This window comes from Rossellomorea vietnamensis, from assembly GCF_008180415.1.
GTDB lineage: Bacteria > Bacillota > Bacilli > Bacillales > Bacillaceae_B > Rossellomorea > Rossellomorea vietnamensis_C.
On record NZ_VTEI01000015.1, the window covers coordinates 35,901 to 60,956 of the forward strand.

Genomic DNA, 25,056 nt, shown 5'->3' on the forward strand with positions numbered 1-25,056 from the left:
TGGGCAGTAAAATTGGTTCCGAGGGATTTATGGAATTGGAGGAACTGTGATGGGATTGTTTTTTGAAAAGAACGAACAGGAAAGTTCTAAACTGTTTAAAGTTATTGACGTTGTAATGCTGGTTATATTAACAATCCTGCTTTCTCTTACAATTCTAAATGAGTTTGATTTGTTGTATGTAGGAACTTTATTTATATTCTTAGGCGTAAGGTCTCTTCTTGATGCGATTGAACGCTTTATTGCCAAAGAACAAAAAAAGTCTGCAGTACATGCCGGTTTTGCCATTATATTTTTAACAACCGCTTCTAGTTTGCTGTTCATTTAAATTAAATGCAAAAGGTTTACACATAAAAAAATCCTGGGTAAGTTCCCAAGATTTTTTGTGTGGCAGTTATAATGCCGCTTAGTTTAGACACATACCAGTACTTCCCGCTGAAAATTCCCTTTGGTGACAATACAGCGATCCGTTATTTCAAAACCGGCAGCAGCAAGGACTTCGTCTACTTTTTCAATCGTAACGACCACTAACCGTTTGGTAAACCTGCGGGCACTTTGAAACATTTCCAGCTGTCCCTGTTCAGTAATGACGGAACAAAGATTATAGGGAAGGTCGATGATGGCTGCATCATACTCTCCCTCGACATCCCTTATATCCCGTCTCTCAACTGATCCTTCTAACCCGAAATACTCCATATTCTCTCTTACACCCGGAATCACGAGGTGGTTGATATCACTGCCTGTAATATCGATGCCCATTGACAGTCCTTCGATCAGTACGGTTCCAATGCCGCAGCAGGGATCGATGACTTTTTTTCCAGCAGGATCAGGAGCAGCAATGTTGACGACTGCCCTGGCGACCCGGGTCCCAAGCGCCGTGGAATAACTGTTGGGCTTCCACTGATGCTGCAGCCAGACGGCTTCATTCTTTACATACTCACCGAATATCCATCTTCCGCTGACTTTCATGACGCCGAAGACAAGCTGAGGATCGATCAAATCAGCTTCTCCTTTAAGTTCCAGTCCAATTCTGCGCTCAATATCACGGCGTGCTTTAAATCTCGTTTTTTTATCAATAATAGAATCAGGCTCCTGGATAAAAACCACCTTAAAAGAGGGTTGAATTTCAGGCAATTCTTTAAGTCTGATGATTAAATGTTCCAGGTTATCTCCTTCACAGAGCACACTTATTCTTTCTCGTATAAACGGGCTTCTGCTGGGATCGATTTCCACTGAACTCACCACCGGTCCAGGCCCGGAATCTGCCGCTTGACCAAAGAATGCTCGTTTCTCCATTAAACACAGGTGTTCTTCATTTTTTTCCCAGGCATAGTTATATAGGTACTTCATGAACTCCTCCTTATATTCACCGCTGCAGGCAAATGCTTTAGAATGTTTTCTGCAAGCCATTTTCTATCAACCAATTTTGGCATTCTATCGACCAGTTCTACTCTTTTATCAACCAGTTTGCGCTCATTCTATCAGCCTTAATCGCCATTCTATCGACCACCCGGCATTTTCTGATCATCTTACTTGGCGAAGCAGCCCCTCCCCTGACCAAAACCATTCGATATTGACTTTACATTCAGGTTCAGTTTGAATAAATAGACATAAAAAAGGGACCCTCAAGAGAGTCCCTTTCCATAATTATGCTTTGTTAACGTTTGTAGCTTGAAGACCGCGTTGGCCTTGCTCTGTTTCGAAAGTTACTTTTTGACCTTCGTCAAGAGTTTTGAAACCGTCGCCTTGGATAGCTGAGAAATGTACGAATACGTCTTCTCCGCCTTCGATTTCGATGAAGCCGAATCCTTTTTCTGCGTTAAACCATTTTACTGTACCTTGTTGCATGTGTATTTCCTCCTGTGTGGATATTGTCCACGATTTATTACTATTGTTGCTCAATTCATCAAGAGCGAGAAGTTCAAAACTTTTCTAACTTAACCTGACCGAACAAGAATAATTAACCTTATCATACCTTATAATTTTTAAAAAAGCAAATGCTATTTTTTCCCACAGTAAAAAAAAACGAAAGGGCCCCTTTTAAAGCATGAAGTGGGACTGTCCCTTATAATGCTTTAAAAGGGGCGGAAAAGGGGTTGTCTTTTTCTGCGTAGTGGTGCGTCAATCCTCCGAAAGGAACTTCTGCCGGGTGTTGATGTAGGTTTCGAGTTCAGCGGCAGGCAGTGGTTTGCTGTAATAATACCCTTGCCCGATATGGCATGCATTTTCCAGGAGGAAATCCACCTGTGCTTCCTCTTCCACCCCTTCAGCAATGATCGTGAAATTCATATTTTGTCCAAGATCGATTATCGTTTTTACGATGGATCCATTTTTAGAATGCTTGGAGTGATCGACGATATCGTCGACAAAGGACTTGTCAATTTTAATATGGTCAATGGGAAGAAACCGTAAGTTGTTCAAGGATGAGTAGCCGGTTCCGAAGTCATCGATACTGATGGACACCCCTATCTCTTTCAATTTGTGCAGTATTTCGGACGATCGTCTAAAGTCCTGCATGATGCTTTCTGTAATTTCCAGCTCCAGGAGACGGGGATCGAGTTCTGTTTCTTTTAAAACACCTTGCACAACATCCACAAAATCATCATCAAGAATTTGTCTTACTGAAATGTTAACCGCTACCTGAATCGAGCCGGCTTTCCCTTTTTCCCACTCTTTACTTTGCCTGCACGCTTCCTGGAGAACCCACTTGCCTATCGGTACTATCAGACCCGTCTCTTCTGTAAGCGGGATGAATTCTCCCGGCGGAACCATTCCCAGAGTCGGATGATTCCAGCGGATCAAGGCTTCCACTCCAAGAATCTTTCCCGTTTCAAGATTCACTTTCGGCTGATAGTAGAGCATAAACTGGTTGAGTTCGAGTGACTTTCTTAACTCTTGTTCCAGTTCCATTTTCCTGGTCGTATTCTTATTTAAACTTTTATTATAAAACTGAAAATTATTTTTCCCTCGCTCTTTCGCCGAATACATTGCCGTATCCGCATGCTTGATCAAGGTTTCCTGGTCAGTGCCATCAACGGGATACATGCTGATGCCGATGCTTGGCGTCACAAAGAACTCCTGTCCGGTAACCTTAATCGGCTTCACAAAACTATCTAAAATCTTCTGCGAAAGACAGGAGACCTTTTCCTTCCTGCTGTTCTCCAAAAGAATGATGAACTCATCTCCACCCTGCCTGAATACCTCACCTTCTTGTCCGATGACGGCTTTCAAGCGTTTTGCCACTTCGACAAGCAATAGATCGCCGGTGGAATGACCCTTTGTATCATTAATGACTTTAAAGCGGTCAAGGTCGAGAAACAACACGGCAAACGATTGTGATATCTTCTTTTCAATGCAGGTGTTCAGGTTCTGCTTGAACATATTTCGGTTCGGGAGGCCGGTCAATGTATCGTAATAAGCCATCTCCCGGATGGTTTCTTCTGATTTCTTCCGCTGGGTGATATCCCTTCCAACCAGTTGGATCGCAGACTTTCCTCCATAAAGAATGGGCATGGCGGAAACTTCAACATCTATGATCGCACCATCAATCCGGGCTGCTTTAATTTCAAAAATAAGCTGATCCGATTTACCAGCATCCCTGAGTTTGTTTGCAGTTTCCCTTATCTTAAGGATATCCTTAACACTGGCCACTTCCGAAACGTCCTTATTGATCAGTTGAGAAGGGTCTTCCATGCCGAGCACCCTGCTTCCAGCAGCATTCATATAGATGAATTTTCCGTTGCGGATGACAGCAATGATATCGGGCGACATCTCAACCAGACTCCGATACTGATCCTCACTCTCTTTTCGGTCAGTGATATCAAACAGAACACTGGAAAAATATATGAGATTCCCCCTCTCATCCAAGGTAGGAATTCCCCTGTCCTGAATCCAGCGCACATTTCCATCCGGCTTGATAATCCGGTAGGTGCTTGTACAGGAACGGCCAGACTGAATCATTTTCCGCCTGTCTTCCTGAACATACATGTCATCAGGGTGGATAACCTTTTTCCACAGAAGAATGTCGTTATAAAAATCTTCCTGCTTTCTTCCATATAATTTTTCAATTCCTGGAGTAATCAGCAGCTTGTCGGATTTCATATCGTGCGACCAGATGGCAACATCCAGGGATTCAAAGATATGGTTCAGCTTCTGGTTGCTCTCCCCCACTTCTTTCGTCGCCTTAAAAATTTCTTTGAGCATGTAATAGACCAGCCCTAGGGTCATAATAGTCAAGGCCACTTGCATGATTAAATTCGGGAAGCTTTCGACTGGAAAATACAATCCTAAAATCAACTGCAGGATTTGGATAAAAATAACGATCAGTACAATGTTTTTAAATGAAGTGTTCGTTTGATAACCCACTATGTTGGACTCCCATATGTAAAGTTTTGTGATTAAAATCAATCCTTATCTATAATATCGTCTTAAATTGAAAATTAATAAGGTGAAATCATAATATCACATGCCCTGCTGTTCACGTTTCTACCTAATTAATCAATTCCTATGAGATGCATCAGACCTGGATTGCCTATATTAAATCATTTATTTCTTCTTAAATTTCCTAAGGAGCTCCATGAAGAACAGTTACATAGAAAAGATGAAGATCTCTTTAGATTGTAAAGAAAATGCCATTCCCGAATTTTGGGAAAGGCATTTTTCAAGGCTGTTTTCGCATATATTGTTGCTTTAGAAAAAATTCCAAGAGCCGGATTTTTCCCCGGATACTAAGAGTTTTAACTCTTATCAAGGGAGAGCAGCTCTTTTCTTTTCGGTGTTACCAGTTTTGACCCCTCTTAATAGGTTTATTTTTCGGATTTAGTATCAATAGCAACAAAGTTTACGAAAAGAGCCTTATTTATAGACGTGATACTGTTAAAACTAAGTTTGGCTATACTGCAATCAATCACAGCCCGCCCCTCTAGTAAAGAATTCATCACTTCTTACCCCTCATCTGCGAGACTTCCTCACACATTTTCGAGTACATCTTCTCCACCCCATCTTCTGATGCTTCAAATTCATAAGCATTTGCTGCGAGGATCCCGATGTTGTCAGCTTCCTGGGCAACATCGATGTTGGCCCCCATAAAGATGAACTCCCAGTTGTATATCTCCTGCTGATGACGGATCATTTCGTTTATTTTTTCATAGCTGAATTCAACGCTTGCATTTTCGTGGCCGTCCGTTGTGATGGCAAAGATTACTTTGCCCGGCCTTTCGCCTTCTGGTGTTTGAAAGAGGCGGTGACCGACTTCGACAATCGTTTTACCAATCGCATCAAGCATGGCCGTACAGCCCCTAACGTAATACTCCTTCTCCGTCAGTTCCACGGTTTCCGCCGGTTTCCCCTGCCAAAGCACTTCATAATCATCATCAAAGAGAACCGTCGTGATCACAGTCTTTCCATCCAGCTGCTCCTGCCTTTTCACAAATCCATTGAAGCCGCCTATCGTATCACTTTCAAGCCCTGCCATCGAACCGCTTCGATCCAGCAAAAATACCACTTCAGTTAAATTTTTGTTCATTTCATCCATCTCCTTCAACTTCTTGATGATATAATCATAACTAATCAAACCCATATTTTGGTCGCCTGGAAAGCGACTTCCAAAGGAGGCTGATTTCATGCTTGATTCTCATTTTTTAAAAGAACTGAAGGAATACGTCCATTTTCATCAAGAGGAGCCGCCTCAGATTGATGTCTGTGAGTCCGCCTATGAACTGGATTATAAGCTTGATGCTCCCGTCCCAAATAGTGAATTGGAGGATTTCATCAGCATCAATGAGCAGCCTTCATTCAGGCAGGAACTGCTGGGCTTGATAGATGAAAAGGGGTTTACGGATCCTGAGGTTTATAAAAAGGCCGGCATAGACCGCAAGCACTTTTCAAAAATCAGGTCAAAGCATGACTATCGAGTGGGCAGGAATACGGCAATTGCGCTGGCCTTGGCTTTGGAACTGGGGATAGAGGAAGCCGAGCACTTATTAGCCGCAGCAGGATATTCCCTTTCATTCAGCGACACCTATGATCTCGTGATCCGGTTCTGCCTGGAGAAGGAAATCCATGACCTCGACTATGTGAACCAGGCCCTTGATTCCCTCAGCCTGAACCCGCTGACCGGGTGAGCCTTTATCACGTTAAACCACTAAGAGGGACAGTCCCATTTCGTACTGTAAAGCACTAAAGTGACTCCACGTAAAAAATGCCTTTCCCGGCTTCTCGCGGGAAAGGCATTTTTTCAGATGACAACCTGTTCATTTTGCTCGAGCTTCTGCAATTCCTGTGCCAGGAATACAGCCAGCTCCAGCATTCCGTATTTTTCGGCTTTTGCTTCAGCATCGGAATTATAGTTAGTGTTCGTGTTAATGTCATAAGTGTAGACATTGCCTTCTTTATCAAAAATGAATTCTATCCCCGCAACCTGAATATCATTAGCTGCAAGTACCTTTTCGTATCTTTCGAGTACAGGGTGATGGAACCCGTCTAAGATTTGGAATTTCGGCTTCTCTTCAGGCTGCTCTTCACCCACCGGGCAGAACAGATCCCCTATAGAGCACGCATCCGCAGGACAAAGTTCGAACCCTTCCGACGTATCGACCTTGACGGCGTAGAGAAATTTGCCTCCGATAAATTCACAGCGCGTAATAAAGCTTTCCGGGGCGGAAATGTACTCCTGTACTAAAGTAACTCCATCTACCGGTTCCTCAAAGTCCGGGCCCTCCACATAGTCCTTAAGAGACTCAAGATTTTGGAACAACTGCACGCCAAGGCCTTTTCCTGCACGGTTATGTTTGGTAATGAACGGCCTGCCTTCAAAAGACTCGGCTGCTTTCAGAATTTGCTCTTTCCCCACTGCCGCAATGGTCTTAGGGGTCTCTACTCCTTGCTTGCTCAATTCCAGATACTGTTTTACCTTGCTGACTTCGAGTTGGAGTGCGCGGCTGCCATTGAATACCTTCCTGCCATGTGCTTCAAGCCACGCCAGAACCTGCGCAGTATATTCAGGAGCATAACGGTTTCCCCGTGTATGGGAAGAGGCACTCATCCGGCTGTAAAAAATGCCTTCAGGGGGCTCTTGCGAAAGATCGAGAGTCCCTTCGCCCAGATGCCACTCTTCATATGGAAGGCCCAGCTCTTCCAATCGTTTTGTCAGATGAACTGTCCACTCGGTGTTTTCATGGATCACATATATTTTACTCAACGGAAAGCACTCCCTCTGCTGTTTTTCGTTTTTCTTCCACCAATGGCATGACCTGTTTGGAAAAGCGCTCCATTTCTTCAAGCTGCGGCGAGAATTGAAGGAGAAGCAAGTCCAGTCCGGCATTCTCGTATTGCAGGATCTTGTCGGCAATTTGTTCAGGCGTGCCGATCAGATTCGGTCGGAGGCCCCTGTTGGAAACGGAGTAGTCCTGCAGCTGAATCTGCTGTTCAAGCTGGGATTTGCTTGTAAAATCTTTGAAGCCTGAATAAGCGTCCGATTCTTTTACATCGGTGATTCTATCGAGCTCTTCTTTTGCTTCTTCTTCGGTATCACGGCAAATGACATAGGCCGCCATTCCGAAGGAGCTCAAATCAGGATTGTTCGTCTGTTCCCTCCTGGATTTCATATCCGCTACTTTCGCTTGGATTTCTTCAACCGTTCCACCGTGCATTACGTAAGCATCGCATTTATCCACAATCGTAGATTTTCCTTTTTCACTTTCACCGCCGGCATAGAGAATTGGATTCGGTCTCTGAACTGGTTTAGGAAAAAGCTTGGTTTCCTCCAGTTGATAAAAGTCGCCATGATACGAGAAGGAATCTTCTGTCCAAAGGCCTTTTAAAACGTCTATAAATTCCCGTGTACGGTCATATCGTTCATCATGTTCTGTGAACACTCCGCCGTATTGGCGTGCTTCTTCCGCCCACCATGCGGATACGACGTTCAAGGTAAAGCGGCCTTTGCTCAAATTGTCAATGCTTGCCGCCATCTTCGCTGCAACCGCAGGATTATGAAAACCGGGGCGGATCGCTGTCATGATTTCCAATTTATCTGTCACGGCAGCCAATGCTGCAGCAGTGGTCCATGCTTCCAGCGAATCGTGTTTCTGTCCCTTTATATCATTTAAATAAAGCTCCGCAATCAGCGTCGTGGAGTAACCCCATTCTTCTGCTGACTTAGCAACTTTCTCGGCATATTCATAAGTGGCCGGCATGTTTTCATCCTCAACATTCCTCAGCCATCCTCCAAAAATCGGTAACCAAAAGCCATACTTCATATCTTCTCTCCTCCACTCACTAATCTCGACTATTCCCACCAACCAGGTCGGTTTTAAAGATGATAATATTGCAAATTAAAGGAATTGTCAATAAGTTCAACCTGATTTGGGTAAAAGTCCTTCGACAAAAACCGGGTGGTGACTGTCTCCAGAAGGAATATTCCATTGTTTAGGAGAATATAAAAAAATGAAGAACAATCTGAAATGAGGAATGTCGAATGAGTTTACGCCTGGCAGATGTTACAAGGGATAATTTTTGGGACGTCCTGAATCTTAAGTCGAGCAAGGATCAGGAAGAGAGGATCCAGATTTTTGAAAGGTGGGTGGGGTCGAATGTCTTTTTTATAGCACTGGGATCTGTCCATGGGTTTAAAAACAAGGCCATCTATGACGGAGACACCCTTATTGGTTTCGCCAGCCACGGCTGGGACCATGACCACGACAGGTGGGAAATGATCAGCATGATGCTGGGCCATGCATTCCAGGGAAAAGGATATGGAAAAAAAGCCCTCCAGCTGGTACTCGATGATATGATAGAAGAATATGATTGCAGTGAAATCTATTTGTCTGTCATCCATGACAACGAAGCCGCCATCCGAGTATATGAAGCCCTTGGATTTGAAGCTACCGGGGAAGTCTTCAAGGCTTTCCATGATGAACCCGTTTATAAATTCACCGTAAAAAAATGAGCCGTGTTTGGAGGATGACGAGTGTTTGTTAATCGAAGAAAAGAACGAAGAAAAAGGAAGAAGTCAGAAGGAACCTATACATTCTGGGATGCCGTCGGGGACGTACTCATCTGGATTCCTGAATTGATCGTACTTCCTTTCCGCATCCTGTGGTACCTGATCAGGGGAATCGGAAGTATTTTTGACTGGACTTGATGACTGATGCAGAGCCAATTCAAAAAGGCGTGCAGCTATGGTATGAGCAGCACGCCTTTTGCAGCATATTTCCTTTAAGACTTTAAAGCATTAAGAGGGACTGTCCCTTTTAGCGCTTTAATGCACAAAAGATCACCCTTATTTTTTATGCTTATTTAATAGAATCTATATGCTAAGAGGATTTTCTCTTGAAAAAGAAAACCAAAAACGCAATCCCGAGCACAGCGATGACCGCATAAGCAATGTTCGAGTAGATATCCATATAGTGAACAATCTGCTCCCATGACGCCCCTACCTTGGCACCCAGATTGACGAGAACAATATTCCAGATAAAGGTTCCGGCCGTAGTAAAAATCAGGAAAGGAACAAACTTCATATTCGACATTCCGGCTGGAATCGATATCAAGCTGCGGATCAGCGGCACAAAACGGCAGAAGAACACAGACCAGTATCCATATTTATCAAACCAGGCATCGGCCCTGTGGATATCCTTTTTGGTCAACCGGAGGATATTCCCCCACTTTTCCACAATTTTCTCCAACCGTTCAACATCAAGCTGGAGCCCCAGCCCGTATAAAACAACCGCTCCAATGACAGAGCCAAGCGTGGAGGCAATCACGACACCCGTTATGGTTAGATCCGATGTAGTCGTTACAAACCCGCCAAAAGTTAGAATGACTTCAGAAGGCACTGGCGGAAATAAATTTTCCAAAGCAATTAAAAGGAATATCCCTCCGTACCCAAAATTATTGATTATCTCCATCAGCCAGTTTTCCATGTGAATCTCCTTTATATCAAATGATCATATTTTCAAAACTTGCAAATATATCTTGGAGTTCTCTACAATTTTTCTCTCTTCCTCTCCCCTTACAGCCAGAGTTTAAAACCTCTTACCTACTCGTCTATTGTTACCCAGGTCCCTGAAAAGAGCAATATATTTTTAACAGTAAGCTAGTGGAGCTTTAGTGCTTTAAACCACTAAGAGGGACTGTCCCTTTCATTACTGTAACGCATTAAAGCGCTAAGAGAGACTGTCCCTCTTAGCGCTTTAATATTAATTGGTATAGCAGCAGCAAGAGCTGCATCACCAGATCTCGAGGTCGGCAGCTTGGGTGATCATACGGTACATTTCCTTTGTAGGCTCCATTGGTTCGACTCCCAGCTCGGCATTCAGCACTTTTTTACATTTGCCGTACCACTTGATCGCCTGCGGTCTATTGTTTTTTTGATAGTAACAGAACATCAGCAGCCGGTATGCTTCTTCCCATGTATCTTCCTCCATCAGGATTCTTTCGCACCAATGGATGCACGTTTCGAAGTCCGATAGCCGGACCGACACCTGTGCGAGCATTTCAGCGGCCCGCAGGAAAAGGACCTGAAGGCGTTCCCTTTCCGTCAGGCACCAGTCGGCAAACCGGTGGTCCGGCAAATAGTCTCCCTCATACAGTTTCAATCCCCTCTCAAGCAGCTCTTTTGCCTGAAAAGGATCTTTCTCGGTCAACCCCTCTGTTACCCATTCCTCAAACAAAACGGTATCTAATTGAAAAACAGCATCAGGATTGATTCCATAGAAAGCTCCGTTCCTTTTGATAAAATAGGATTCTTCCCTCGCTTTACGGTGCGGCTCGATGGTCTTCAAAAGGGAATTCAATGAAACTTTGAAACTGCGGCTGGCCGCATCCTCGTCCTGTTCCGGCCAGATTTCCCGGAAGATTTCCACTCGGTCCACCAATTTATTCTTATTAGTTATAAAAAACTCAAATAACTCCTTGGCCTTTCCTCTCTGCCAGTCACTCTCCAAAACAACCCGATTGCCTAAATGGATTCTGAATTTCCCCAGGGCAGCCACCTTCAATGTATATCCTGGATGATTATCCATACTGCCTATTCCAAGTTCGGAGATCAATGGATTGTGGATATTATATTTTTGGGCTTTCACCAGCATGGGGACAAAATTTTGGATATCAGCAGGGCCAAATGTTGTCCTTCTTTTCAGGAAGTACTGATAGTCCCCTGCGTACATCTCATTCAGGAACTGTCTCATTTCTTGGGAGAAAACCTCTTCTTTTCCTGTTTCATAGGCAGCATAGGCTTTCCAAAAGGAAGTGAGCATCATGCCGTACCGGTCTCCGCATTCTTCAAACTGGCTTCTGACTTCAACCAGCACCTGATAAGCAGATTCATATTTCTCGCAATAAATCCCCGCTATCCCCATACAAAGCTGAATCAGTGTGGACAACCATACATCCTTCACTCTCTCCGTCTCATATAAGCCTTTATGTCCTGCTTCTATCGCTTTTTCATACTGCCCCTGAGTTCCCAGCAGGATGCACAGCCCCATATAGGGTTCAGCCTTTCCCCTTGGCACATCAATCGTATCCATAATATCAAGGGCCGTGTTATAGCACTTCTCGGCCAGATAAGATTCATAGCGCTCGATCAGCTGGACGGCATGCCCCATCCTCATCCAGCCGCATGCTTCCACAAACGGTGACTGGATATCCATCCCGAGCTTCATCCCTTGTTCGGCATACTTTTTGCTTTCCTCCGCGCGGCCCCTGAAAGCCTCAATAATCGATAACAGAATTTCCGTTTCTCTATGAGACTGTGACAAGTGAACAATGCCGGTATCTTTCGTGCTGTTCTTTCTTTTTAAAAGAAGGTCTCTCGCCTTATTGAGCCTTCCGGTGCGCAAGTAAATCCGCGCCTTCAAATTTCCTTCTTCCAATGGCAAGTTCAACGCTTCTGCCCGTTCATACCATTTCTCGGCTTTCACCGCTTGTCCCGAATTTAGCAGGTTTTCCGAAAGGAGATGATACAGCTCAGCCATTTCCTCCTTGCTTCCATCTGAATGCTCCCTTAAACTTATCGCCCTCTGCAGGACACGTTCTGCCTTGTCCGGCTGGATTGTATCAAGGTAGATCCGGGCAATCCCCTCTAGTGAAATACTCATTAAATAATGATCGCTGATAGTTTCTCCGATTTCTATTGCCCTTTTGTAGCAGGATTCCGCCCACTCATAGGAAGAACGGAGCCGGCTGATCTCCCCCTGATAGAACCATAGAATTGGAAAATCATTTTTCAGCACTTCAGGAATTGGTTTCAGATAGTCCAATAGCGTTTGCAGCTTTCCCTTCTGCAGCAGATCCTTCCCGCTTTGGCTGATGACATGAGCAGCCCGCTCATATTCAGCCACCTCCAGGTAATGATAGACCGCATTCTCGATATTTTCTTTCTCGAAGTAACGGGCAGCCCTTCTGTTGAGCCTTGCATGCTCCTCTGCATTCTTCATTTTCAGCTGATTTTGCAGAAACTCCTTGAATAGCGCATGGTACCGGTACTTCCTTCCGTCTATCTCTTGAATGAAAACATTCTGCTGAGACAGCTTGGATAAAACGGAATCCGAGTCTGCCGTGTCCAGCAAGGCATCGCAGACCGGCGGAGAGAGTTCATCAAGTATGCTTGTTTTCAATAAAAATTCCTGATGCCCAAAGGGTTGTTTCGATAATACTTCCAACGCTAAAAAGTCAAACAGATCCTGCAAGGTTTCCGAACGATTTTCCAGAAAGCTTCCTGAAAAATTTCCATTCCGAAAACTTCCGGCGAGCATATGCACGGCTATGGCCCAGCCTTCCGTCAGATGGTGAATCCGTTCCAAATCCTGGCTTTCAATCGTAATTTCATAGCTATCTTCCAGAAGATGTTCAATTTCTCCAGAACTCAGCATCAGGTCTTCCTGGGTAATTTCAAGCAATTCACCCTTTACCTTCAGGGATGTCAGCAGCCCCCATGAAGGCTTGCTGCGGCTGGAGAGAACCACATAAAGATTGGAAGGGATGTACTCCAGGAAATGCTTCATCCACTTCTCGATGACCATGGATTTTTGAACATGATGATAATCGTCCAGTATGATAACCACCGGGGTTTGCAAACCAATCGTTTCATTCACGACCATTGAAATCAGCGACCACAATTGTTCATCACTAATATGGTTGTGCAGCATTTGAAGTTCTGTTAGAATTGCTGCACCGAAACCGGGATACTTGGCTTTGACAGCATGGACGAACTTGGTTAAAAACGGGATGATATCATCATCATTGGGAGAAATGGAATACCAGCAGGAATTCACCTTGATGTCATGGGCAAAAAGGGTAAGAGCGGTACTTTTTCCGTAACCTGCCCTTGCATGCAGAATGGTCAGGGGATAGTGGGGAATGGAGGCGAGTTTCTTATGTAAGCTGGCACGCCTCATAAAGCTTTCTTTCACAGGCGGCGGCATCAGCTGGCTTTGGATCACCGGTATGACTCCCATCTCTTTTCCTCCTTTCTCTATTATGATTTCATTTAAAAAGTGCATGCGCTGTTTAGCTCCGACAGGCAAATGTTCCTGGAGAAAAAAAGCGGGCTTTACTTTTATTTACTTTGGGTTATTTGATCCCGAGGGGGTAAGTCCGTTCCAGTGGGTACGGACCCTCGGGCGCTGGAGCTGGATTCAGAACGCTCCCTAATTTTCAAACTGAAATTTTATACTTTCTTATCTTTTAAGAAAACCCTTCCAGAATGGACTCTATAAAAATATATGCAGTGACTTTCATGGCTTGTACCGAAATATTACCTTCTTATGTAAATTCGCTAAAAGACACTAAAATCCTTTTTGGACGTCTATACCAGAATTGGCCTTTTTGACTGGATTTGCGGGCCAATATCCGGTGGTTTTCTTAATCTCAACAGCCCGCAAATTAGATTTGCGGGCCAACACCCGGTCCTTTTCTTGATCTCAACGGCCCGTAAACTCGATTTGCGGGCCAATATCCGGTGGTTTTCTTGATATTTTTCAGAGGGCCACCACTTTTTTGGCATGTTTCCCAGCTAATCCCACCATTTTTCACCCTTACCGAACACATCGGCATCCTAAAAATCCACTTTTTCCCAACAATCTCCTTCTTACACAAAAAGCACCCGCCCACATTCTAATGTGGCGGGATGCTCCGTTACGTCACCTTATCCAGGCTCTTCCTCAACTCATTTTTATTGATTTTGCCCACATGTGTTTTCGGGAGCTCGTCAATGAAATAGAATTTTTTCGGTATTTTGTATTTCGCCAGTTTTTTCTTGCAGTAATTCACCAGAACTTCTTCTGTGAGGCCAGGGCTGCCAGCCGTAATGAAGGCCACTACTTTTTCGCCCCATTTGTCATCAGGGATTCCGATGACCGCGACTTCTTCCACAGTCTCATGGCATTCGAGCCAGTTTTCAATTTCCAAAGGATAGACATTTTCCCCGCCCGTGATGATCATATCTTTTTTCCTGCCGACGATATAGTAGTAGCCCGCTTCATCCATCATCGCCAGGTCTCCTGTTTGAAACCAGCCGTCCCTCCACACCTCCTTCGTCTCTTCTTCTTTGTTCCAATAGTATTCAAACAGGTGGCTGCCGCGCAGATACAGCTCGCCCACTTCACCAGGATCTGCTTCATCTCCGGTTTCTTTCACAACTTTCACCGCGTTGAACAGCATCGGCTTTCCTACTGATCCTCTTCGCTCAAGGGCTTCACGGGGGTCGATGTAAAAGTTATTGGGTCCCGCTTCAGTCAGCCCGTAGCCTTCTTTGAACGCTAGTCCTTTGCTGCTGAAAACATCATAGATGCCCATGGGACAAGGCGCCCCTCCAGACAAGAAGACCTTCATGTCCGGAAACTTAGCGCTCTTGAATTCTTTTGTCCTCGTCAGCATGTGGTACATGGTTGGAACAAACAGGACGATGGAGCATTTGTATTTGATAAGATCCTTCACTGCCTGTTCAGGTTCGAATCCTGGTGATAAAACAACCGTCCCGCCCGCAATCAGAACGGGGACCGACAAAGCATTCAGGCCGCCGGTATGGAACATCGGGATGCATGTCATCGTGGTGTCCCTATCTGTGAGATTCCAGCTGACGATGGTGTTCACGGCATTCCACATGATCGAACGATGAGAGAGAACCGCCCCTTTTGGATGCCCCGTAGTGCCACCGGTATAGATCATTGCAAGCGGATCGGACTCCTGCAGAAGAGGTCTGCGAAGCCTGTCAACAGCTGGAAATTGGTCCAGATAGGTATTGGAGTCCATTTCTATTAAATAAAAATCCTCCTGAAGCCCGCTTGCCTGTTTGATGAAACAGGACTGCACCCCCATGATTACTGGGGCTGCGTCAGACACCACAAACTGAAGTTCGTCGGTGGAAAGCCTCCAATTCAACGGCACAAAAACCGCCCCGATCTTTAAACAGGCAAACAGAAAATCGAAATAACTGATATGATTTTCTGAAAATAGTGCAATACGGTCACCTTTTTCAACTCCCTGTGCCAGAAACAGGCCGGCAAGCCGGGATGCGCGTTCATTCAGTTCTTTGTAGGTCCAGGAATCCTGTGTGACGGAATCAATGACAGCGCATTTTTCTGGAAATAAGTCAGACCTGCTCTTCACCCAATCGATTTCATAGCTCACTCCAATCTCTCCTCTTCTACATCATGATTCCTCCATCGACATGAAGAACATGGCCATTGACATAATCTGATTCGCCGCTCGCCAGAAACAGATAGGCATTGGCGATATCCTCGGGCTTCCCGAGGCGTCCCATCGGAACCTGGGCTTTCATTTTTTCAATCACTTTTTCCGGAACTTCGGCAACCATGGCTGTTTCAGTGAAACCCGGCGCCACTGCATTGACATTGATGCCTTTTCTGGCAAGCTCCTTCGCCCATGTTTTTGTCATGCCGATCACCCCGGCCTTGGCTGCCGCATAGTTTGTCTGTCCGACATTGCCATAGGTACCCGTTACAGAAGAAGTGTTGATGATTTTGCCGCTTCCCTGCTCTGCCATGTAAGGCAATACGGCCTGTGTGCAATGAAATACTCCCGTTAAATTCACATTGATGACTTGCTGAAATTGCTCTCTCGTCATTTTTGAGAGCATGGAATCTCTTGTGATGCCCGCATTATTGATAAGGATATCAATGGTTCCGAAACGGTCGATGACAGTTTGGACGAGGCTGTCGACACTATCCCTGTCCGAAACATCCACCCTGACAAAAACGACTCCTGGATTCGCTTCCTCCGCTTTCTTGCCTGCCTCTTCGTTAAAATCGGCGATCACAACGTTTGCGCCTTCCCGCTTGAACGTTCGGGCCGCTTCAAGTCCGATGCCGTTAGCCGCCCCGGTGATCACAGCTGTTTTGCCTCTCAGTCTGCTCATGCTTTCTGTTCCTCCCTCTCCAAAAATTGCTCCATATGCCGCAAGAGCCCATCCAAATCATCAATCAGCGGTGAATGCCCGCAGTCCTTCATTTCTATGAACTTCACCCTGCCTTCATAATCCTCAACCAATTCCTTGGTCATTCTCTCTGTGACCACAAGATCCCGGTCTCCCCTTAAGGCAAGTACTGGGATGTCAATGGTGTCGACTTCACCGTTCCCCTTCGTTAATCCGTTGTCATGCCTGCTGATATTGAAGGTATTCAAAGCCTGATAGACATCGGCTAAATTCCGCTGTGTGCACATATCATCGAGATACTTTTCATATCTCTCCGGTTCCGGTTTTTGGCTAGTGTAGATGAGCGCATTCCATATCGCTCTCAGCAGTTCATGGTTCTTCTCATCATAAGCACCTTGGACAGGGAGAGTCTTTCCGTGATCGCGCTTTACCTCATCCAGCGTTTTCAATCTTTTTTCCGGGTCCGGAAGGCCTTGGTCATTGCTGCCGAAAAACGGGTAGCCTCTTGTAGATGCAGAGGCGACAAGCACAAGCTTGCTGCACCTGTCCGGATAATCGATACAGAACTGCTGGCAGACGGCTCCTCCAAGAGACCAGCCAACCAGGGCAAAGCCGCTCAGGCCCAGAACATCCGCAAACCCTTTTACATCATCAGAAAAATCTTTAATAGAATGAATCGGCCTGTGGTAAGAGGAGGTGCCGAAGCCTCTCAGATCAATCGCATATACTTTATATCTTTCATCCATATTTTCAAGTACAAGGTCCCAGTGAGCAGACGACGTCATGTTGCCGTGAACAAGCACAACCGTTTGGCTGCCGCCTTCACGCTCCCGGTATCCAATCGTTTCCCCGTTCTGTAATGAAACTTCCTTCAACGTGATTTCCGCCATAATTTCCCCTTCCTTTCATCCCCAGCGAATGACGTTTGCTCCCCATGCATAACCTACCCCTGCGCTGACCAGGATGATGATATCCCCCGGCTTCAGCATCCCTCTCTCTTCTGCAAGCTGAAGGGAAATAATCTGGTCCATCTGCCCGATATGTCCATAGTCTTCAAGGTAGATAGATTTATCGGGGCTAACACCCAGTTCATTCAGCACATAATGGTGGGCGGATCTTTTCATATGAAGAATGGCGACGTAGTCAATGTCTTCCTGGGTGCATCCGCTTTTTTTAAGCGCGATTCTAATCACTTTCAGGAAATTCTCCATTGATTTCTTTTCCAGTCGCGCCTTCATTCCTTCTGGATCAAGGACATCCAATTGATAAAGTCCCGCTTCCAGGGCTTCTGGAGTCAACGGACTTTTTGTGCCGCCAACCGGGACGACCACATCTTCTGAAAAAGATCCGTCGGTGATGATGTGGCTGCCGAGAATGATGTTTTGATTAGTACCCCTTTCGAGAATCATCGCCCCTCCGCCTGCTCCGAGATTATACATGAACCTCGTCCTCGGATTCTCATAATCTATGAAATCCACATTTCGATAGCCCCCGGCCAGCAATACTGTTTTAATAGCGGGATCTGCTATCATCATATCCTTGGCCATCTTGACCGCCATGATCGTCGTTCCGCAGCGCAGTGCCATATCAAAGGCAAACGCGTTGACGGCTCCGATCTCCTCCTGCAGCTTTATGGCTGCGGTCCAGAGAGGATATTCTTTGTACTCCTCGCCGATATAGATCACCATATCAATGGAGGCTGGATCCACCCCTGTTTTATTAATCGCATCCCGCGCTGCCTCGATTCCCATCTGGCAGGTATGATCATCAGGACCCGGCAGCGGCTTTTCTTTGATTCCCAGTTTCTCTATGACAATGTTCTCCGGCATGCCTGCTTTTTCCGCGAGCTCCCCCGCCGTCATTTTCCGCTGGGGGATGTATACACCCAACCCTTTGATTCCGGCATTCATTTCCGGTCCTCCTCTGGTGATTTTTGCAATCCTTCGACTGTCTGCTTCATATGATTCATCGCATCTTCAAAAGAATCAAATGAAATTTCGTTTTCCCCTTGAACATGCGTCAACTTAATCCTGTAATCCCGCTGATGTGATTCAATTACATGGCAGCGGACAATGAACGATGTGATAAGCTGGTTCATCATATCCCCCTTTAACCGGCTATATTCTTTTCAGGTTTCACTGGTTTTTCACGCTTTCTTGCACTCCTTTTTTTAAAAACACCCTGCAATGTGCCAGCGATTCCTTTTGGAAAAAAGATGACCGCCAGTATATACACGGTTCCGAAAAGAATAATCCACCTTTCAAAAATCCAGTGAACACCTGAGAGATCCGACAGCCAGTGGTGGGCGAACTCCACCAGCGCTGCTCCGATGATCGGCCCAATCAATGTACCGACTCCCCCAATGATCGTCATCAGCAAGGCATCGAGCGTGACATCAGTGGCAAATACACTCGTATCGACAAATCGGAGTGACAGCATATATAACACCCCGGCAATGCTTGCGACGACTCCTGAAACGACACTGACAATTACTTTGTAATGAAGCACTTTGTAGCCAAGTGACTCTGTCCGTCCCTCATTCTCCCGGATGGCAAGAAGCACCCTGCCGAGCGGTGATTCAGTGAAGCGTTTTAGACCGAAAAAGACAAGTACCATCACAATGAGGCAGGTCAGATAAAGAGTCGTCCGGTCCTTGAATACATCGGGAATGGAAAACGTAAACCCATCCGCTCCGCCGGTCACGCTCCGCCACTTTTCAGCTGCTACCAGGAACAGTCCCGCCAGCGCCAAGGTGAGCATCGCATAAAAATGGCTTTTCAAACGAAGTGTCAGGACACCCACAATGAAACTGACAATGGCTGCCACCACGACTGCGGTGACAATGCCAAGCAGCAGCGTCAACAGTGTCGGTTCCTGCTTATTGAACATCACCGCTGTGGAATAGGCCCCGATGCCAAAGAACATTGTGTGCCCGAACGAAACAATTCCTGTATACCCGAGCAGCAAGTCATAGCTCATTGCGAAAATGCCGAGAATGAAAATTTGCATCACTAAGAACAAGAGGCTTCTTCCCGTGACAATAAAGGGAAGAACTGCAAGCAGGAAGGCGATGGCAAGATAAATCCATGTACTGTAATTCAAGCGCAATGACTGCATTGTTTCACCCCTTCACCATAAATAGTCCCTGCGGCCTGAAAATCAAGACGACGGTCATAAGAAGCATGTTGACAGCAAGCGACAGTGCCGGAACATAGTAAGCCATGTAGGCTTGAGCCAGCCCTACCAGAATCGCTGCCAGGAGTGATCCAGGGAAGCTTCCCATCCCGCCGATGACCACCACGATGAAAGCGAGGATCCCGAACTCCAGCCCCATTTCTGCATAGATCACACCTGAATAAGGAGCCATCAGCATACCCCCGAGTGCGGCCATGGCTGCCCCTGCCATAAAGACAAGAGTGAAAACAACCCGGATGTTGATGCCCAGCGTTTGAACCATTTCCTTGTTCATGACACCCGCCCGGACGATCAGGCCGATTCTTGTTCTTTTTAAAATAAAGTAGGTAATGGCAAATACAATCAGTCCCACGAGGATGATGAACAATCGGTATTTTATTAAAATGACATCCCCGATCATAAAGCTTCCTGCAAGAAATTCAGGAGGTGCTGCCGCTTTCTGGTCCGGCCCGAATACTACTTTTATCAGTTCAGAAAGGACCAGCATCAGGCCCAGGGTAATTAAGATCTGCTGAGTGTGATTTCCGTATACCGGACGGATGATCAGGTACTCAGTTACAGCTCCAAGAATGAGGCCGGCAATGATCGCCGCAATGATTCCGACCCAGAAGGATTCTGTCAGGTTATAGGCCCAGACACCGCTGAACGCCCCCCAGACGAACAATCCTCCATGAGCAAAGTTCAGGACATCCATCAGTCCAAAAATAAGGGTAAGCCCGGCAGCGAGCAAAAAGATGAGCATACCGGTTGCCAATCCATTGATGGTTAAGCTGAAAAGTAAATCCACGTCTCCACCTCCTAAGCGATTCCAAGGTATTTTTTCATTAAAGCTTTATCCTGCTTGAGCTCCCTCATCATGCCGTTATGGACCGTCTGCCCGTCATCAATGATATGGAAGCTGTCCCCGATTTTGCTTGCCATGATAAAGTTCTGCTCCACAAGTACAATAGTCGTTTTTTCCTTCATCTGCTGAATCGTTTCCATTACTTTTTCCACTACAATCGGGGCCAGCCCCTTACTCGGTTCATCAATTAAAAGAAGTTCATTGTCATTCACATAGGCGCGGGCTATGGCAAGCATCTGCTTCTGCCCGCCGCTCAACTGGCCGCCCGGCTTCTTCCAAAATTTCTTGAGATCCGGAAAAAGATCGAGGACCCATTCCAGAAGCTTTGCTGTCGTCTCATCCTCCTTCTGCATGGCCACACGAAGGTTTTCCCCGACAGTTAAATCCGCAAAAACCCCTTGATCTTCCGGGACGTAACCGATCCCCTTTTTCGCGACCAGATAGGGCTTCCACTTTTTAATTTCCTCTCCTTTAAAATGGATGCTTCCGGAAGTTGCCGGGTTCAAGCCCATGATCGTCCTCAGCGTCGTTGTCTTTCCCGATCCGTTCCGGCCCAGCAGCACGGTTACCTCGCCTTTGGGAACTTCAAAGGAAATATCATGCAAAATGTGAAACTGGCCGATATGTGTTTGGACATTTTTCAACTCAAGCAAGGTGTTCATCATACAACCCTCCCAGATAAGCAGACTGCACCGTTTCATTCTCCATGATATCTTCAGGACTGCCTTGGGCGAGCAGTTCTCCGTGAAACAAGACGAGCACCTCATCCGACAAATCGAGGATCATATCCATCTTGTGTTCAATCAGGACGATCGTCCGCTCTCCCTGCTCCTTGATTTTTCTGATTACTTCCAGAATGGCCGGTACTTCTTCGATGGACATGCCTGCCGTCGGCTCATCCAGCAGCAGGACATCCGTTTCCAGTGCAAGCAGCATCGCGATTTCCAGCTTTCTTTTTTCTCCATGAGCCAGATTGACGGCGATCGTGTCTGCTTTTTCTTTCAACAGCACGACTTCCAGCAGATCCAGAGCTTTTTCCCTCATGGCTTTATAGTGCTTGTAATGGGCAAAAATCTGATAGCGGACCTTCGCCTGGGACTGGACAGCGAGCCTGACGTTCTCAAGGACGGTCAGGTTGGGGAATACATTGGTGATCTGGAAAGATCGTCCGATTCCCCTCCTGGCCCGGTCGGTCGGGGACAAGGATGTGATATCCTCTCCTTTATAAATGATTTTCCCTTCGGTGGGGGACAGCTGTCCGCTTAACAGGTTAAACAACGTCGTCTTTCCTGCGCCATTCGGACCGATGACAGAAGTAAATTTCTTTTCCTTGATGGCTACTGTGATTCCATTAACTGCACGGTGGCCGCCAAAATCGATTGACAGGTTTTCTGATTTCAGAATGTCTTGCATGGAGTTCACCTCGTTTCTTTTGTAAAGGGTGTTATTGTAAGCAACATTTTGAAAAGATGGTTGCTGCATTATGAGCAAGGGATTTCCGCTTCAGGCTTACGACTCCGCGGGGCGGGCGGTGAGCCTCCTCTGCTTCGCCTTTTAAAAAAGTGGAAGCGCCCTGCTCAGGCCCGACAGGCAAATGTTCCAAAGCGAAAAAAAGGCGGTCTTTCCTTTTATTCGCTTTGGGTTATTTGACCCCGAGGGACTGGGCGCTGCAACTGGATTGGGGTCTCACCTGTCCCGCTAGTCCCGCAGGAGATCGTACGCCTTCCGCTCCAATCCTTCTGTATGAGTATGATAGAGTAATAAAATATTCAAAAACAAAAATCTTCAAGAAATTCCTTTTATTAAACTTTGTTGCTTTACTTTAAAATTTTCGGGATATTTCATCTAAAGCATCTTGGTAACCAAGAAAGAAAAGAGCAACTCTAACCGAGAAAGTTCCGGCACTTGTAATTTTACTGAAAGAAACAATTCATCCGAAATAGCCATTAAAAGAGAGCCTTTTATAAAGGACATTAGTAAAAAAACTGCACACATGAATTGGTTAATAGATATCATCATTTAGTTCCTTTTTCATATCTTTCTCTTAAAATTTGCATACGTTTTTGGTGACAGAGCTTTACCTCATTCAATGAGAATGCATACCCTCACCAAAGAATTGGCAAGGGCAGCTTTTTACATGATTATTGATTTAGGATTGGCGGTTCTGTTTCTTCAGGTGTCAGAACCCGTTTCAGGACCGGTACTGGATAATCGAAACCATCCTTTTCCTCCAAGGTGATGGCGTACAGGGACTGCATAGCCTGATGGTCTTCGGCGCGGAAGGTCATCGTTCCTTTAGGACTCTCAAAGCTCATTCCTTCCATCGTCTCGATCAATTTTGCCGAATCTGTATCACCCTCGGATTGCTTCAGCGCCTCCACAATTGAGATGGCAGCACTCATTCCGCCTGGAGTGAAAAGATCTGGAACCTCTCCGTCAAAACGTTTCTTATGTTCTTCAACAAGCCAGTCATTAACTTCATTATCAGGAAGGTCATGATAATAAACCGTGAAGCCTTCCATGCCCACAAGCGGCTTCATTGTGGCAAGTGCGGCAATATCAGGTGCACCTGTTGAGATCTTAATTCCTTGATCCTGCACCTTCATGTCGGAAATCTGGTTCCAAGGAGAGTTGGCCCCAGCCCAGATGACAAACAGGTAATCCGGTTTTGAATTGATGATTTTCTGAATGTTTGCCGTGAAGTCTGTTGCAACAGGATCTGCAAATTCTTCGTGTACAATGTCTGCTCCTAAATCTTTAGCAGCTGTCGAAAAAGCAGCTACACCGTCACGTCCAAAGGAGTTATCTGGAGCAAGTGTGACAATCTTGACGCCTTCCTTGGCGATAGCGGCGGTACCTGCCACTGCATCCTGGGAAGAGTTGCGTCCTGTCCGGAAAATATATTCGTTGAATTCAGATCCTGTAATACTGTCTGCTACCGCTGGTTCAACTACCATGATCTTCTCGTATTCCTCCGCAAGCGGCGTAACCGCCAATGTATCCCCGGAACTGGAAGAACCGACCAGGAAATCGACCTTATCTTCTTCCAGCAATTTAAGGGCTTTTTGTCTCGCTACCTTAGGGTCTGTTTCCGTATCCTCATAGATAATTTCAATTTTCTTGCCGGCAACTTCACCGGTTCCATCTGTGGCAAAATCAATTCCAAGTTCAAAGCCTTTCTTCGTCTGATCTCCATAAGCTTCAAGAGCTCCTGTCAATGAAGCAAGCACTCCGACTTTCACCGTTTCCTGTGCCTCATCTCCTCCGCTCCCGCTGTCCGTTTCGGTTCCGGCAGCCTCTTCATTATTTCCGCAACCAACCATGAATACTGCGACAAGCAAAGCCATCAGTAAACCAATACCATACCGCTTCCAAGCCATACATATTTCCCCCTCATTCAAGATAAGATCAACTGCTGTCCTCATCATAAATAATGGCAGTTACAACCGAGTTACAAATAGGTTGAAAGTGCTTTCAGTGCTTCTAATCGAAAAAAAGACTTCCCGGTTAAAGGAAGTCTTTTTGTTAGTAACTATTTATAAGTAGGGTATCTGTGCGGCCTCTTATTTTTTAAAAATCCCAAACGGCTTTCCGATTGGAAGGAAAACCCGTCCAAAATGAGTATTCAATACGATTGCTGCAGATCCATAGAAAGACAGCAAGGCGATACACATCTCTGCAATTGCGGCCAGCATATGAGTGGCATCATGAAAGATTCCGAAAGTACTCAGGGAAAGCCCGATAAATAAGAAATCAATGAAAACAAAAATGAAAAACAATACTTTATGCGTCTCCAAAGCTCCGATTGTCATGAAGACACTGAATATCAAATATCCGATGAACGCAAACCCTAACTGCCTTGGATCAGCGTTGGCAGCCAATGTTTCGCCAAAGGCTCCTAATTGAATCAACCAGGACATCCCTACACCGAACCAGAATAGTCCGAATGCGGCAAAGGCCGTTGTTCCAAAAATATTATTGTGTTTAGCATCCAGCAATGCTGCAATTAATTGTGCCAATCCGCCCAAGAAAAACGCCCATGGCAGAATGAGAGAAAGTCCTTCCGTTAACCCCAGCTTTTGAGACGAAGCAACCAATGTCACCATTGCAAGCCCGAACAGGCCAAGGGCAGATGGATCTGCTGTTGTGATCTTTACATGTGTTTGATTCTGAGTATCCATATTTTCCTCCTAAAAAAAGCAATACTTATGTAATCTACTGGATTTGGCTGCGTGAGTCAATGGAATAAATTTGCCAGACTCAACCGGCGGCATGGGTCCTTCATTATGAGAGGCAGTTTTTAGTTTCCGGCAGGTTGACCGGCTAATCGTCCTATTAAATATGAAATCCTCTTAGATAATGGTACGTTTTCCAACTAATCGTACCAATTTAATTAAGATCCCTTTAGATAACGGTACGTTTCTCGGCTAATCGTACCAATTTAATTGAGATCCCCTTAGATAACGGTACGTTTCCAGATAGTCACTCATAGTGCGGTGCCTAGAAGTACTTATTATGCTTTTTTGACGTGATTTTTATTAATCAAACGTTTGTTTAACTCCCGTGAAAGGTGATTCTGACAGCAAAAAAGCCCGTCTGAACCTGATGCTGCCTGGTTCAGACGGGCTTT

General features: G+C 45.7%; 23 protein-coding genes. 4 read left to right on the forward strand and 19 right to left on the reverse strand.

Features of this window, described 5'->3' with window-relative positions; translation table 11 throughout:
- Positions 1-49: 49 nt before the first annotated feature.
- Positions 50-325, forward strand: coding sequence for a hypothetical protein (locus tag FZC78_RS19605; RefSeq protein WP_148941769.1), 276 nt, complete (start codon positions 50-52; stop codon positions 323-325).
- Positions 326-408: 83 nt separating this feature from the next.
- On the opposite strand, the gene FZC78_RS19610 is transcribed toward FZC78_RS19605, so the two are convergent.
- From FZC78_RS19610 to FZC78_RS19625, 4 genes are all read right to left on the reverse strand, one after another.
- Positions 409-1,347 carry a TRM11 family SAM-dependent methyltransferase gene (locus FZC78_RS19610; RefSeq protein WP_148941771.1) on the reverse strand — a complete coding sequence of 313 codons (939 nt, stop codon included), beginning with the start codon at positions 1,345-1,347 and terminating at the stop codon, positions 409-411.
- 297 nt (positions 1,348-1,644) lie between these two features.
- Positions 1,645-1,845, reverse strand: coding sequence for a cold-shock protein (locus FZC78_RS19615; RefSeq protein ID WP_113926925.1), 201 nt, complete (start codon positions 1,843-1,845; stop codon positions 1,645-1,647).
- A 273-nt stretch (positions 1,846-2,118) separates the two neighbouring features.
- On the reverse strand, positions 2,119-4,362 hold the full coding sequence (locus tag FZC78_RS19620) for a bifunctional diguanylate cyclase/phosphodiesterase (RefSeq protein ID WP_252183693.1): 2,244 nt from the start codon (positions 4,360-4,362) through the stop codon (positions 2,119-2,121).
- A 571-nt stretch (positions 4,363-4,933) separates the two neighbouring features.
- A complete protein-coding gene (locus FZC78_RS19625) occupies positions 4,934-5,575 on the reverse strand; it encodes a vWA domain-containing protein (protein ID WP_252183694.1) in 642 nt (213 codons plus the stop codon).
- A 43-nt stretch (positions 5,576-5,618) separates the two neighbouring features.
- Here FZC78_RS19625 and FZC78_RS19630 point away from each other — a divergent pair, with 43 nt between their 5' ends.
- Positions 5,619-6,119, forward strand: a complete 501-nt coding sequence (locus tag FZC78_RS19630) for a hypothetical protein (protein WP_148941772.1) — start codon at positions 5,619-5,621, stop codon at positions 6,117-6,119.
- 113 nt (positions 6,120-6,232) lie between these two features.
- Here FZC78_RS19630 and FZC78_RS19635 read toward each other — a convergent pair whose 3' ends face one another.
- Positions 6,233-7,195, reverse strand: coding sequence for an ATP-grasp domain-containing protein (locus FZC78_RS19635; protein WP_148941773.1), 963 nt, complete (start codon positions 7,193-7,195; stop codon positions 6,233-6,235).
- Positions 7,188-8,252, reverse strand: coding sequence for an LLM class flavin-dependent oxidoreductase (locus FZC78_RS19640; protein ID WP_148941775.1), 1,065 nt, complete (start codon positions 8,250-8,252; stop codon positions 7,188-7,190). Before FZC78_RS19640 ends, FZC78_RS19635 begins: the two co-directional genes overlap by 8 nt.
- Before the next feature lie 218 nt (positions 8,253-8,470).
- Here FZC78_RS19640 and FZC78_RS19645 point away from each other — a divergent pair, with 218 nt between their 5' ends.
- Together FZC78_RS19645 and FZC78_RS23900 are read left to right on the forward strand one after the other, a co-directional pair.
- Positions 8,471-8,941 (forward strand): GNAT family N-acetyltransferase, encoded by a 471-nt coding sequence (locus FZC78_RS19645; RefSeq protein ID WP_148941777.1) that lies wholly within the window; start codon positions 8,471-8,473, stop codon positions 8,939-8,941.
- 21 nt (positions 8,942-8,962) lie between these two features.
- Positions 8,963-9,136, forward strand: a complete 174-nt coding sequence (locus FZC78_RS23900; RefSeq protein WP_187445029.1) for a hypothetical protein — start codon at positions 8,963-8,965, stop codon at positions 9,134-9,136.
- 172 nt (positions 9,137-9,308) lie between these two features.
- Here the strand turns inward: FZC78_RS23900 and FZC78_RS19650 are convergent, their stop codons facing one another.
- The 13 genes from FZC78_RS19650 to FZC78_RS19715 form a co-directional block, all read right to left on the reverse strand.
- Positions 9,309-9,914: a DedA family protein gene (locus FZC78_RS19650; RefSeq protein ID WP_148941779.1), complete on the reverse strand. Its 606-nt coding sequence runs from the start codon at positions 9,912-9,914 to the stop codon at positions 9,309-9,311.
- Between the two features lie 306 nt (positions 9,915-10,220).
- Positions 10,221-13,448, reverse strand: a complete 3,228-nt coding sequence (locus tag FZC78_RS19655; RefSeq protein WP_187445030.1) for a BTAD domain-containing putative transcriptional regulator — start codon at positions 13,446-13,448, stop codon at positions 10,221-10,223.
- 679 nt (positions 13,449-14,127) lie between these two features.
- On the reverse strand, positions 14,128-15,621 hold the full coding sequence (locus tag FZC78_RS19660) for a class I adenylate-forming enzyme family protein (RefSeq protein ID WP_148941782.1): 1,494 nt from the start codon (positions 15,619-15,621) through the stop codon (positions 14,128-14,130).
- Positions 15,622-15,637: 16 nt separating this feature from the next.
- Positions 15,638-16,369, reverse strand: a complete 732-nt coding sequence (gene fabG / locus FZC78_RS19665; protein ID WP_148941784.1) for a 3-oxoacyl-ACP reductase FabG — start codon at positions 16,367-16,369, stop codon at positions 15,638-15,640.
- Entirely contained in the window at positions 16,366-17,277 is a 912-nt protein-coding gene (phaZ, locus tag FZC78_RS19670) for an intracellular short-chain-length polyhydroxyalkanoate depolymerase (protein ID WP_148941785.1), read from the reverse strand. Before phaZ ends, fabG begins: the two co-directional genes overlap by 4 nt.
- 15 nt (positions 17,278-17,292) lie before the next feature.
- Entirely contained in the window at positions 17,293-18,297 is a 1,005-nt protein-coding gene (locus tag FZC78_RS19675; RefSeq protein WP_148941786.1) for a 3-oxoacyl-ACP synthase, read from the reverse strand.
- Positions 18,294-18,488: a hypothetical protein gene (locus FZC78_RS19680; protein WP_148941788.1), complete on the reverse strand. Its 195-nt coding sequence runs from the start codon at positions 18,486-18,488 to the stop codon at positions 18,294-18,296. Before FZC78_RS19680 ends, FZC78_RS19675 begins: the two co-directional genes overlap by 4 nt.
- 8 nt (positions 18,489-18,496) lie before the next feature.
- Positions 18,497-19,504: a branched-chain amino acid ABC transporter permease gene (locus FZC78_RS19685; protein WP_148941790.1), complete on the reverse strand. Its 1,008-nt coding sequence runs from the start codon at positions 19,502-19,504 to the stop codon at positions 18,497-18,499.
- 4 nt (positions 19,505-19,508) lie between these two features.
- On the reverse strand, positions 19,509-20,369 hold the full coding sequence (locus FZC78_RS19690; protein ID WP_148941792.1) for a branched-chain amino acid ABC transporter permease: 861 nt from the start codon (positions 20,367-20,369) through the stop codon (positions 19,509-19,511).
- A gap of 11 nt (positions 20,370-20,380) precedes the next feature.
- Positions 20,381-21,088 carry an ABC transporter ATP-binding protein gene (locus FZC78_RS19695; protein ID WP_148941901.1) on the reverse strand — a complete coding sequence of 236 codons (708 nt, stop codon included), beginning with the start codon at positions 21,086-21,088 and terminating at the stop codon, positions 20,381-20,383.
- Positions 21,072-21,839, reverse strand: coding sequence for an ABC transporter ATP-binding protein (locus FZC78_RS19700; RefSeq protein ID WP_148941793.1), 768 nt, complete (start codon positions 21,837-21,839; stop codon positions 21,072-21,074). The genes FZC78_RS19695 and FZC78_RS19700 overlap by 17 nt, the downstream gene beginning before the upstream one ends.
- A gap of 728 nt (positions 21,840-22,567) precedes the next feature.
- Entirely contained in the window at positions 22,568-23,806 is a 1,239-nt protein-coding gene (locus FZC78_RS19710) for a substrate-binding domain-containing protein (RefSeq protein WP_435874182.1), read from the reverse strand.
- Positions 23,807-23,989: 183 nt separating this feature from the next.
- Positions 23,990-24,607 carry an acetate uptake transporter gene (locus tag FZC78_RS19715; protein ID WP_148941796.1) on the reverse strand — a complete coding sequence of 206 codons (618 nt, stop codon included), beginning with the start codon at positions 24,605-24,607 and terminating at the stop codon, positions 23,990-23,992.
- Positions 24,608-25,056: the final 449 nt, after the last annotated feature.